At 72.8% G+C, this 10974-nt stretch carries 11 protein-coding genes; 6 read left to right on the top strand and 5 right to left on the bottom strand.

The annotated features are described in order from the left end of the window. Nucleotides 1-109: 109 nt before the first annotated feature. The 3 genes from AB0H87_RS07270 to AB0H87_RS07260 form a co-directional block, all read right to left on the bottom strand. Nucleotides 110-604, bottom strand: coding sequence for an Rv3235 family protein (locus tag AB0H87_RS07270; RefSeq protein ID WP_360141082.1), 495 nt, complete (start codon nucleotides 602-604; stop codon nucleotides 110-112). Between the two features lie 330 nt (nucleotides 605-934). Beyond that, nucleotides 935-1162: a helix-turn-helix domain-containing protein gene (locus AB0H87_RS07265; protein WP_360141079.1), complete on the bottom strand. Its 228-nt coding sequence runs from the start codon at nucleotides 1160-1162 to the stop codon at nucleotides 935-937. A 63-nt stretch (nucleotides 1163-1225) separates the two neighbouring features. Further along, the gene (locus AB0H87_RS07260; RefSeq protein WP_360141076.1) at nucleotides 1226-1711 is read right to left on the bottom strand and encodes an Lrp/AsnC family transcriptional regulator; all 486 of its coding nucleotides are present in this window, start codon (nucleotides 1709-1711) and stop codon (nucleotides 1226-1228) included. Nucleotides 1712-1805: 94 nt separating this feature from the next. Here AB0H87_RS07260 and AB0H87_RS07255 point away from each other — a divergent pair, with 94 nt between their 5' ends. Both AB0H87_RS07255 and AB0H87_RS07250 read left to right on the top strand, forming a co-directional pair. Continuing rightward, nucleotides 1806-2225, top strand: coding sequence for a rhodanese-like domain-containing protein (locus tag AB0H87_RS07255; protein ID WP_360141073.1), 420 nt, complete (start codon nucleotides 1806-1808; stop codon nucleotides 2223-2225). A 7-nt stretch (nucleotides 2226-2232) separates the two neighbouring features. Continuing rightward, nucleotides 2233-2730 carry a hypothetical protein gene (locus tag AB0H87_RS07250; RefSeq protein WP_360141070.1) on the top strand — a complete coding sequence of 166 codons (498 nt, stop codon included), beginning with the start codon at nucleotides 2233-2235 and terminating at the stop codon, nucleotides 2728-2730. Here the strand turns inward: AB0H87_RS07250 and AB0H87_RS07245 are convergent. Next, nucleotides 2713-3765, bottom strand: a complete 1053-nt coding sequence (locus AB0H87_RS07245; RefSeq protein WP_360141068.1) for a hypothetical protein — start codon at nucleotides 3763-3765, stop codon at nucleotides 2713-2715. The genes AB0H87_RS07250 and AB0H87_RS07245 overlap by 18 nt on opposite strands. A gap of 242 nt (nucleotides 3766-4007) precedes the next feature. On the opposite strand from AB0H87_RS07245, the gene pruA reads away from it, so the two are divergent. After that, nucleotides 4008-5636 (top strand): L-glutamate gamma-semialdehyde dehydrogenase, encoded by a 1629-nt coding sequence (gene pruA, locus AB0H87_RS07240; protein ID WP_360141065.1) that lies wholly within the window; start codon nucleotides 4008-4010, stop codon nucleotides 5634-5636. On the opposite strand, the gene AB0H87_RS07235 is transcribed toward pruA, so the two are convergent. Continuing rightward, nucleotides 5633-8071: a helicase-associated domain-containing protein gene (locus AB0H87_RS07235; protein ID WP_360141062.1), complete on the bottom strand. Its 2439-nt coding sequence runs from the start codon at nucleotides 8069-8071 to the stop codon at nucleotides 5633-5635. The two genes, pruA and AB0H87_RS07235, sit on opposite strands and share 4 nt — an antisense overlap. Before the next feature lie 62 nt (nucleotides 8072-8133). Between AB0H87_RS07235 and AB0H87_RS07230 the strand changes: the two genes are divergently transcribed. The 3 genes from AB0H87_RS07230 (at nucleotide 8134) to AB0H87_RS07220 (ending at nucleotide 10962) form a co-directional block, all read left to right on the top strand. Continuing rightward, nucleotides 8134-8934: a tryptophan 2,3-dioxygenase family protein gene (locus tag AB0H87_RS07230; protein WP_360141059.1), complete on the top strand. Its 801-nt coding sequence runs from the start codon at nucleotides 8134-8136 to the stop codon at nucleotides 8932-8934. Between the two features lie 81 nt (nucleotides 8935-9015). Next, a complete protein-coding gene (locus AB0H87_RS07225; RefSeq protein WP_360141056.1) occupies nucleotides 9016-10302 on the top strand; it encodes a protein kinase in 1287 nt (428 codons plus the stop codon). Nucleotides 10303-10446: 144 nt separating this feature from the next. Continuing rightward, complete coding sequence (locus AB0H87_RS07220; RefSeq protein ID WP_360141053.1) at nucleotides 10447-10962, top strand: PadR family transcriptional regulator; 516 nt, start codon at nucleotides 10447-10449, stop codon at nucleotides 10960-10962. Nucleotides 10963-10974: the final 12 nt, after the last annotated feature.

Genomic DNA, 10974 nt, shown 5'->3' with positions numbered 1-10974 from the left:
CAGGAGCCACCGCGTCGCGACGCCGGTTGGGGCCGCGTTGATCGCGGCCGCATTGGAGCCCCAGAGCGCCCACCGGCGTGCCCGGCCAGGTGGACGCTCCGGGGAGCTACTAGAGAACTTGGAGCACGGTGCCAAGCCAGGTTGTGCTGGCCTGTTCCAAGCGAAACGCCATCGCCCAGGTGCGGGCGTCGGTGCCCAGCGCCGCAGCGGCCTCCACCACCCCCGGGGCCGGTTCGCTGACGCGTAGTCGGCGTAGCTTCACCAGCTCCCGTCGTTGGTGGCGGCGCGGTGGCGGTGGCATGCGGCGTAGCGCGTCGAAGAGTTGCTCGATCAGGGTGTGGGCGGTGGTCGGTTGGCAGAGCGAGCGGACGTGGGCCACCGGCCGGTAGCCGTTGAGAATCTCCAGGCACGCCCGGGCGAAGCGGGTCGCCGCGCGGCTGGCGTCGAGTGACGGTGCCAGACCCGGCTCGGGAGCCGGGCGGCGGGTCAGCGCCGCGAAGTCGAACGCGAGTTGACCCACCGACTCGCGGTGCCACTCGATCGTGCCCGGCTCGTCGGCGTAGGGCGATCTCAGCCGGATCGGCGGGTACGTGCCCCGCGTCACCGTCCGCTTCGGATACGGCATTGCCGCGCGCAAGCGGCTCCGGCCGCTGCCGACCGACACCCGATGGCGCGGTCGAGCGGCAGCCTCGCCAGCCAGGGCTGGCCAGCCTGTCCCCGTCGCTAGTCGGCCACCGGCTGCGGGCAGCGGTGTGGGTGGTGCGGTGGTCGGCATCGGGCAACCTCCCCAATGGTTGATCGTCAGACAAAGAATCTTGCGTTTACCTTCGTTTGCCTTCGACCACCCAAGTTTGGAGACACGCGTAGGTCACCGTCAATGCCACTCAGCGAAACTGGCACGCTACGCAGCGCCAGATACCGGGAAACCGTGCCCCTACGCGGGATCGCGCTCGACCAACGGATTGCTCCGCACCCAGTCAGCCGTCTCCGCATACTTACGCTCGATGTATTCCTCGAGCTTGACCCGCTCCACCCGCCACTGACCGCGCCCGCCGATCTTGATTGCCGGCAGTTCTCCGCTGCGGACCATGTGGTAGACCTGCGAGTCCGAGACGGCCAGCTCGGCCGCCACCTCGGACAACTCCAGGAATCTGGCCCCCATGGACGGTCACCCCTACTTCGGCTCGGTTGCCTCAGTTTGCCATCGACAGCCTTGGTGCAGCACCTACGCCTCGGCCCCGGGGCCAGCCAGTGCGGCACCAGCCGACACGTCCCGCCCCGGCAGCGGGCTCGAATAGACCACGCTCGTCGTCACCGCGCCCAGGCCGGCGATCCGGCCCGCCACCGTCTCCAGGTGCCGCATCGACCGCGCGACAACCTTCAGCACGAAGCAGTCCTCACCGGTCACGTGATGCGCCTCGATGATCTCCGGCGTCGTGTCCAGTAGCGCGTAGAACGGCTGGTAGTTGCCCGTCGGATAGCGCAACCGGACGAAAGCCATGATGGTCAGCCCCACCACCGCCGGCGGCACGACCGCGCGGTAGCCCGCGACCACCCCCGCCTCCTCCAGCCGGCGCACCCGCTCGGCCACCGCGCTCGGCGACATCGCCACCGCGCGGGCCAGTTCCGCGAAGGACGCCCGTCCGGTCGACTGCAGCGCCGCGAGCAACCGCCAGTCAGTCGCGTCCAGCACCGGTGATTCAACGGCCATGGACGCAAACTACAGCCGAATCAACGCCCGATCAACGCAACCACCGTGGACAGGGCATTCACCAAACAGCGAAACCCAAATACCGTCAACAACCATGAACGCAGAACAGTTCTTCGCCGCCAAGCTCGCCTTCCAGACCGACGTCTCCGACGTGCACGCGGCCGGACCGGACGAGCACATCCTCGTCGACACCAGGGACCTCGCCTCCTGGCGCCAGGGCCACATCCCCCACGCCGTGCACCTGCCGCGCCGGATGATCCCCCTCCACGCCGCCAAGCGCCTCCCCGACAAGACCAAGCCGGTCGTCGTCTACTGCTGGGGCCCCGGCTGCGACGGCGCCACGAAGGCGGCGCACGAGCTGGCCCGCCGCGGCTACCAGGTCAAGGAGATGATCGGCGGCATCGAGTACTGGATCCGCGAGGGCTTCCCGGTCATGACCACCGACGGGATCGTCACCCGCCCGGCAGACCCGTTGACCGCGCCGCTGGCGGCCGTACCCACGGGCGGTGTATGAACGTCCGGTGCCAGACGCTCTGATCCGGGTCTACCTGCCGGCGACGCTGCCGATGCTCGCCGCCCTGCGCAACGAGGGCCTGACCGTCGCCGCCGCCCACGCGGTCACCGCCGACCTACGGGAGTGGTACGCGGAAGGCGACGAGGAGGAGCTCGAGTACGTCGCCTTCACCCGGGCCGCCCAGAGCGCCCTGCGCCTGCTCCGCCAGGACAGGACGGCCCCGCGCCGCCGCGTGGTGGTCTCCGCCGACCTCGGCGTCCAGAAGGTGCAGCGCGTCGACGCCGAGCTCGGCTCCAGCATGGTCAAGCTCACGGGCCCGGTCCCGGTGCAGGCGGTCGCGGCCATCCACGTCGACAGCACCGACGCCGAGCCGGACGTGGCCGCGGCCGCCGATCAGGTCGAAGAGGCCCTGGCCGGCGACCCGGACGCGCAGTTCACGGTCGACAGCGCCGAGGACCACGAGCTGGAGTGGTACGACGTCTCGGAGCTAGACACGCTTCTTTGACGGCAGGGTCCGGCCGAACGCGATCGTCGTCGTCAGCGCACCCACGAAGAACACGATCAAGGTGTACGTGAGCCGGTCGGCGTCGACATGCGCCCGGAACGCCCGGTCGTAGTCGCTCAGCGCCGCCACCGCGTCGAGCACCTGTGCGCCGCCGATCCGGGTCACCGCCTCGGTGACCAGCAGCGCGAGGCCCACCCCGGCGCCCGTCACCATGTAGAACGGCCAGCGCAGCGGGCCACTCTCGGTCGAGTCCCGCCGGGACACCCGGCGCAGGTAGAAGAACGGCACCAGCCCGGCCACCAGCCCGGCGACCAGCGCGGCCAGCGTGCTCGCACCGGAGATCCCGTCGAGGTCGAGGTAGTTGAGCACGAACTGCACCGCGAACACGGCGAGTGCGCCGGAGAGCACCGCGGCCACCACCGACGTCGGCCGCAGGCCGGCCAGCGCGCCGCCGACCACCGCGGCCGCGGCGATCGTCGCCGCCAGCACCCGGTTGCCGGGGCCGTCGTACCCGACGAGCACGCCGAGCGCGCCCAGCAGACCGACCGCGATGCTGGTGACCAGCGCGCCCGCCCACCGCGTCGAGGCGGCCGGCGTCCAGCCGGCGCGGGCGATCAGGTTGACCGCGACCAGTGCCGCCGACGCGCCCGCGACCAGGCTGGCCGAGACGACCGTGGGCAGCGAGATGGCGGCGGAGGCGATCGCGACGGCGTCGGTCACCGAGGTGGAGATCTCCCGCTGGAGCACCCAGAGCGTCGTGCCGAACCAGGCCAGCGCGAGCAGTGCCAGGATGCCGGCGCCAGGGGCAGGGATCAGTCCGGTGGTACGGGCGGTCGGGCGCGTCGAGATCCGTACCGGCGGCTCGGCGTCGTGCTTGCCCGGCTCAACCACATCGTCCGGCTCGGCAGCGGCCGGCGCGACAACATCCGGCTCGGCAGGAGCCGGCTCAGGCTTCCGCTGCTCGACCACGACCGGCGTCGTAGTCTCGTCAGCGGAGGGCGAGTCGGTGCCCAAAGCCCCGCTTCGCTCGCTCATCGTCTCCCCTTCGGTCAAATCGACCCCGGTCCGCTCGACGCACCAGCGTACGCGGACCCCCTGAGCACCCCCGGGCGTGGGCGCGGAGCGGTGGCCACACCCCCGGACGTGCGAATATGGCTTGTGGTCCCACCACCGTGGCGCCGGCACCCGCCGGTGGCCACGGCCCTGCGCCCGGTTGACCGCCCAGCGCCGGTGGGCCCGATGTCGCCAAAGCCGTCGAGATCGGTCAGGAGCCGAAGATGGACGCCGTGTTCAACACCCCCGAACCGCGCAACGAGCCGGTCCGCGACTACGCGCCGGGCAGCGCCGAGCGCGACAGCCTGCAGCGCCGCCTGACCGAGCTGGCGGCCGAGCGGCTCGAGCTGACCATGACGATCGACGGCGAGCAGCGCATGGGTGCCGGCGACGCCATCGACGTCGTGCAGCCACACCGGCACCGGCATGTGCTGGGGGTCACCCATAACGCATCCAACGCTGACGCGCAGGCCGCGGTGACGGCTGCGAAGGCGGCGGCACCCATGTGGCGGAGCCTCCCGTACGAAGATCGGGCGGCGATCTTCCTCCGCGCGGCCGACCTCCTGGCCGGCCCGTGGCGGGACACCCTCAACGCGGCGACCATGCTCGGCCAGTCCAAGACGGCCTACCAGGCCGAGATCGACGCGGCCTGCGAGCTGATCGACTTCCTCCGCTTCAACGTGCGGTTCGGCCGTGACCTGCTGGCCGACCAGCCGCGCAGCTCCAACGGCGTGTGGAACCGGTTCGACCACCGCCCGCTCGAGGGCTTCGTATACGCGATCACCCCGTTCAACTTCACGGCGATCGCCGGCAACCTGCCCACCGCCCCGGCGCTGATGGGCAACACGGTGATCTGGAAGCCGTCGCCGACGCAGCAGTTCGCGGCGCACTTCACGATGCGCCTGTTCGAGGCGGCCGGCCTGCCGCCCGGCGTGATCAACATGGTGACCGGCGACGGCCTGGCCGTCTCCGAGGTCGCGCTCGCCGATCCCGACCTGGCCGGCATCCACTTCACCGGCTCGACGCCGACCTTCCGCCACCTCTGGCACGAGGTCGGCACCAACCTCGACCGCTACCGGGGCTACCCGCGGCTGGTCGGCGAGACCGGCGGCAAGGACTTCGTGATCGCGCACAGCAGCGCCGACGTGGACGCGCTGCACACCGCGCTGATCCGCGGCGCCTTCGAGTACCAGGGTCAGAAGTGCTCCGCCGCGTCCCGCGCGTACGTGCCGCGGTCGATCTGGGAGGGCGGCCTGCGCGACCGGCTGGCGGCGACGGCCGACGGCCTGACCTACGGCGACGTCACCGACTTCAGCAACTTCGGCGGTGCCGTGATCGACGCCCGGGCGTTCGCCAAGCACGCCGGCGCGCTCGACCGGATCAAGAACTCGGCCGGTTGCACGGTGCTCGCCGGCGGCACGGCCGACGACAGCGAGGGTTGGTTCGTGCGGCCGACCGTGGTCGAAGCGTCGGACCCGACCCATGAGGTGTTCACGACCGAGTACTTCGGCCCGATCCTCGGCGTGCACGTCTTCGACGACGCCCGCTTCGACGAGGTGGTCGCGCAGGCGGAGGGCATCGCGCCGTACGCGCTGACGGGCTCGATCTTCGCGAACGACCGCCGGGTCGTGGACAAGGTCTCCGAGGTGCTGCGGTACGCGGCCGGCAACTTCTACATCAACGACAAGCCGACCGGCGCCGTGGTCGGTCAGCAGCCGTTCGGTGGCGCGCGGGCCAGCGGGACCAACGACAAGGCGGGCTCCTGGCACAACCTGATCCGCTGGACCAGCCCGCGGACGATCAAGGAGACCTTCGTCCCGCCGACGGACCACCGCTACCCGCACATGGGCTAAGCCGGTCGGACGCGCTCGATCCGGTTGAGGCCGAAGACCCGCTCGTCCTCGCGCAGCCGGCACCAGGCGACCATCCGCTTGCCGTCGAGCTCCAGCGGCTCGACGACCCGGCTGGAGAAGTCGCCGCCGGCCGTGCGGTAGTCGATGGTCACCGGCCCGCCGACCACGATCGCGTAGACCAGCAGCTCGCGTTCCCGCGCCTCGAGCTGCGGCGTGTGGCGCCGGACCTCGGTGGCCACCGCCGCGGCCGGGTCGGGATCCGGCGTCTCGGTCGGCACCAGCCACAGCATGGGTCGCGTGCTCGGCTCGTCCGGCGGGGTGCCGTCCGTGCCGCCGGCGGCGACGAGGTGCGGCCGGGCCACCACCACGCCCTGGTCGAGCAGCCGCTCCGCGAGCTCGACCAGGTCACCGGCCGGCCTGCTGCGGGCCGCCGGCACGTGCCCGTTGCGGCGCCGCGGCGTCGCCCGCACCCGGGTCGCCCGCCGCACGGTCGGCGCGCCCGTGGCGTCCTCGCCGGCGGGGGAGTAGCCCGCCGCCCGCAGCGCGTCGAGCGTCTCGTCCGCGGGCCGCGGGCTGGTCAGGATCGTCGGCGACAGCGCGGCGAGGCCGAGCCCGCGCAGCGGTCGGGCGCCGAGCAGCTCCGCGGCCAGGGCCGGGCTCTCGGTGCGCAGGACGCAGCCGACCGCGCGCACCCGGACCTGCCCGTGCTGCCGGCCGGCGTCGTCGACCAGGTACTCCAGCACCTGCGGCAGCTTGCCCTCAGCCGTCACGATCCGCAGGGCCTCCAGCAGCGTGTCGGCGGTGAACCCGGCGTCCAGCGCCGCCCGCACCGAGTCGGGCGTGAACCGCCAGCTCGCCGCGTTGCCGTCGGCCGCCGTCCGCTCGGCAGCGGCGTCCAGCAGCGTGGCCAGCGGCGCGGCCGGCAAGCCCGGCACGAGCACGGTCAGGTCGGCCTCGAAGATCGCCTCTGCCACGGCCTCGGGCAGCAACCCGGCGGCCACCGTGGCGACGGTGCCGGGCGCGTCGACCAGCGCCCGGCCGATCGCGCTGAGCGCGCCGTGCGCCATGACGCCGAGCAGCCGCGCCTCCCGCAGGGTGCCCTCGACCAGGGGATCCGGTGACTGCTGCGCCGGTGGCAGCAGCACCGGCAGCCGCCAGCGCAGGGCGGCCGTGACGGCGTCGGCGTCGGCGAGCCGCCCGTCGTCGGCGGTCGCTGCCGCCGCCGCACCCCGGCCGGTCGGCAGCTCGCCGAGCAGGCGCAGCAGGCCCGGGCGGGCGTCGAGCACCGGCGCCCAGGCGAGGTCCGGCAGCAGCGCGGCGAGCTGTGGTCCACCGGCGGGCCGGCCGGCCGCGGTGGGCACCGTCGGCAGGGTCAGCCACGTGGTGACCAGGGTGGCGAGTCGTTCGGCCGGGCTGCCCGCGCGCCACTCGTCGGACGCGGCGGTCGCCGCGACGGTCTCGTCGACCAGGCCGAGCAGGCCGGCGGCGTAGCCGATCTCCAGCCAGAGCCGGACCTCGGTCTCGTCGGCTCCGGTCAGCTTGGCCGCGCGGCGCAGTTCGCGGGCGCCGACCCCGCCGGACCGCAGGAATGCCAGCGGAGCGCGCTCGGCCAGGTCGAGCAGCGCGCCGACGCGCTGCACCGCGAGCGTCCCGGCGGCGACGGCCTCGCGGTCGACCGCCGCGGTCGGCGCGAGGTTGACCGCCAGCGCCGGCGGGCGAGGGTCGAACGGGGCGTGCCAGTGCGCACCGCGCAGCACCATCGCCACCTCGCGCGGCATGGTCGCGCGGCGCCAGCCGTCGGGCAGGACGAGCCCGCGGTCCAGCGCCCAGGCCAGTGCCCGGCCGGGCAGTTCCACGGCCGGACCGTGGTGGGCCAGCCGGTCGAGCCGCTCCCGCGTGTCGGCGGGTGCGGTGTCGATCGCGGCGCGTACGCGTCCAGCGTCGGCCAGCACCGCGGCGACCGCCCCGCGGTCGGGGCGCACGCGCCAGCTCGTCGCGATGCCGGCCAGCCGGTCGGCGTCGACCACGTCCAGCAGCGCGGCGGCCGGCGGGCCGAGGCCGAGCGGGAACTCGAACTCCGACCAGAGCGGCTCGGCCATCCGCAGGGCGCCGGTCTCGTCCGGCCAGACCAGCGCCAGCTCGGCGAGCCCGCCCAGCGCGGCGATCAGGTCGGGATCGTGGCCGGACCGGTCCAGCAGCGCGGCCAGCCGGTCGGGCCGGACGTGCGGGCCACCGATGCCCGCCAGGGCCTCGACCACCTGGGCCTGCGGAAGGGGCACTGTGGACAGCGCGGCCGCGACCGAGCCGTCCTTCTCCAGGCGGCCCGCGAGGGCCTCGAGGTCGGCGACCGGGAGCACGTCGCCGCGGCGGCGCAGCACCGCGGCGAGCTCGTCGGGCGAGCGGAGGGCCAACCAGCTCAGCAACGCGGACGCCACGGGCAGTCAGCCTGCTCCACCCACCCCCGCAGGTCAAACACCAGGGGTTTAACGTGCGGAGGGTGACCGAAGAGATCCTTCACGACGCCCATTTCGGTGAGCAGGGTGGCCGCCTCACCTACGGTGCCTACCTGCGCCTCCCCGAGCTGCTGGACCAGCAGGTCCCGGAGTCCTCGCCGCCCGCACACGACGAGTTGCTGTTCATCACGATCCACCAGGTGTACGAGCTGTGGTTCAAGCTCCTGCTCTCCGAGCTGACCGACGCCCGTGACCGGATGCTGGCCGGGGAGACCTATCTTCCCCGGGTGCGGCTGGAGCGCTGCCTGGTGGTCGAGCGCGTCCTGGTCAACCAGGTCGACGTGATCGACACGATGACGCCGCAGGACTTTCTCGCCTTCCGCAACAAGCTGGCGCCCGCCTCGGGCTTCCAGTCGGCGCAGTTCCGCGAGATCGAGTTCCTCTCCGGCGCGAAGGACCCGGGTTTCCTCCGGCGGTTCAAAGGGCTGGCCGACGACGACCGGGCCCGGCTGCAGGCCCGGCTCGACGCGCCGAGCCTCTGGGACGGCTTCCTGGCGGCGCTCGCCAAGGCGGAGTTCGACGTGTCGACCGCCGAAGCGCGGTTCGCGGCGTATGCGGCGATCGCCAACGACCGGGAACGCTACGGCCAGCTGTGGGATCTGGCGGAGGCGCTGGTCGCGCACGACCAGGCGTTCGCACTGTGGCGGGCCCGGCACGTGCTGATGGCGGAACGGCAGATCGGCACCAAGCCGGGCACCGGCGGCTCGGCCGGCGGCGCGTACCTGCGCTCCCGGATCGAGTTGCGTTTCTACCCGGAGTTGTGGGAGTTCCGCAGCCGGCTCTGATTCCTGGGTTCGTGCCAACCCCTTTCACGTTCGGTCGTCAGCTGTCCGCGCGCGCATAGCTTGGCCGCGGGGAGGTCGGCCATGGCGGATCGGTACGAGCGCGGCGACGAGATCGCCCGGGGCGCGGTCGGCGCCGTCTGGCGCGCGGTCGACCGGGAGCGGGCCGGCGAGCCGGTGGCGGTCAAGGTGTTGCGGCCCGAGGCGGCCGCCGAGCCCGAGCTCGTCGCCGGCTTCGCGGCCGAGGCCGAGATCCTCGCCGGCCTCGACCACCCCGCGATCGTGGGGCTGCGCGGGACGACCACGGTCGACGGCGCGCCCGCGCTCGTGCTCGACCTCGTCGACGGTGAGGACCTGCGGCACCGGTTGCGCCGCGACGGCCCGGTGCCGCCGGCGATCGCCGCACACATCGCGGCACAGGTGGCCGACGCGCTCGCGTACCTGCACGGCCGGGGCGTCGTGCACGGCGACGTGAAACCGGCCAACCTGCTCGTACCCGCCGACGGGGGGCGGGTAAGGGTGACGGACTTCGGCGTGGCGCGGCGGTTGGGTGCGGGTCGGCCCACGGTCATCCACGCCACGCCGGAGTACGTCGCTCCCGAGGTGGTCGCCGGTGAGCCGGCGGGACCGGCGGCCGACGTGTACGCGCTCGGCATCGTCCTCTACGAACTGCTCACGGGCCGCAGTCCCTACCGTGGTGGCCAGCCGACCCAGGTGCTCGCCCGACACACGAACTGCACTCCTGTCCCACCACCGGGCCTGCCCGCCGTGGTCTGGCCCCTGATCGAGGACTGCCTCGCCGCGGTGCCCGACCGACGCCCGGCCGCGCAACTGCTCGCTGCCCGGCTGCGCGGGCTCGAACCGGCCTTGGACGGCGCGCCGGCGATGGCGCCGCTGCACGGGGATCAGGTCACCTGGTGGCCGAGGCCCGGTCGGGCGACGGTGACGGCGCGCGCCCCGGTGGCGTGGGTGCCGCTGCGCGCCGCGCCCGTGTCGCCCGCGTCCGCGTACGCCGGCGGTCTGGTCGCGATCCCTCTCGCGGGACTGGCGCGGCCCGGACCGACCCCTGTGGAGCCTGGGCCGGACCGCCATCGGCGTGTCGCATTGTTCGGTGGAGGCGTGGCGGTGGTCACGCTCGTGGTGGTCGCGGCGATCGCGCTGCTCGGTGGTGAAAGGGCCTCGGGACCCGACGCGGAGCCGGGCGGGCGCGTGCCGGCGGTCGTGTCGCAGACCACTGTGCCCACTGGCCCCAGCGCTCCCACCAGCACCGCAAGCCCGACACCAGGTGTGGCCGAGGCCCTCGTACCACCCGACCTGGGGCCTCTGCCCGGTATCGGGGAGCTCATGCCTTCCATGCCTCCCAGGACATGATCAAGGCTTTTGCAGCCGATACGGCCCGCCTGGCTTCATTGTCCTCAGCAGACTGTCTGTGCCAGACAGTGCATTGTGGAGACGCTCAGTTTTTGATCAGCCGAAATCCTGGACGAGGGGGCGTCGAAGTGCGACCTTTGAGATATGGCGGATAATGACATCAACCCCACGGCGGCCGCACTGCTCGGTCTGCTCCACGAAGGACCGATGACCGGCGGGCAGCTGATGGCGTCCGCCGAGCGTCGGCTCGGCCCTTACTGGTCGATGACCCGCAGCCAGGTCTACCGCGAGCTGCCGGCGCTGGCTGACCAGGGTTACGTACGGCTCGGCAAGCCCGGCCCCCGTTCCAGCCAGCCCTACGCGATCACGGCGTCGGGCAAGCGGGCGTTCTCCCGCTGGCTGTCCGAGAGCCCGGGCCGCGACGCGGTGCGCAACCCGACGGCCCTGCGCGTGGCATTCGGCCAGCAGCACTCCGGCGGCCAGCTCAAGGAGCTCTACTCCAACGCGAACGCCTACCACACGGCGGCGCTGGCGTCGGCCCGCGAGCAGGCCCGCGAGGCGAAGAAGGAAGGCGACTCCTACGGCGCCGCCGCCCTCGACTTCGCGATCAACTACCACAAGGCGGCCCTCAGCTGGCTCAAGACCGCGCCCGCGCGGTAGCAGCCGATCTTC

The organism is Asanoa sp. NPDC050611 (assembly GCF_040654855.1).
Taxonomy (GTDB): Bacteria; Actinomycetota; Actinomycetes; order Mycobacteriales; family Micromonosporaceae; genus Asanoa.
The sequence above is the reverse complement of the archived record's forward strand: the minus strand, read 5'-3'. Positions and strand labels throughout refer to the sequence as shown.

What these genes read in the sequence shown, in the direction of transcription:
- AB0H87_RS07265 (WP_360141079.1), bottom strand. Translation starts at nt 1,162, where the DNA reads ATGGGGGCCAGATTCCTGGAGTTGTCCGAGGTGGCGGCCGAGCTGGCC.
- AB0H87_RS07260 (WP_360141076.1), bottom strand. Translation starts at nt 1,711, where the DNA reads ATGGCCGTTGAATCACCGGTGCTGGACGCGACTGACTGGCGGTTGCTC.
- AB0H87_RS07255 (WP_360141073.1), top strand. Translation starts at nt 1,806, where the DNA reads ATGAACGCAGAACAGTTCTTCGCCGCCAAGCTCGCCTTCCAGACCGAC.
- AB0H87_RS07245 (WP_360141068.1), bottom strand. Translation starts at nt 3,765, where the DNA reads ATGAGCGAGCGAAGCGGGGCTTTGGGCACCGACTCGCCCTCCGCTGAC.
- pruA (WP_360141065.1), top strand. Translation starts at nt 4,008, where the DNA reads ATGGACGCCGTGTTCAACACCCCCGAACCGCGCAACGAGCCGGTCCGC.
- AB0H87_RS07225 (WP_360141056.1), top strand. Translation starts at nt 9,016, where the DNA reads ATGGCGGATCGGTACGAGCGCGGCGACGAGATCGCCCGGGGCGCGGTC.
- AB0H87_RS07220 (WP_360141053.1), top strand. Translation starts at nt 10,447, where the DNA reads ATGGCGGATAATGACATCAACCCCACGGCGGCCGCACTGCTCGGTCTG.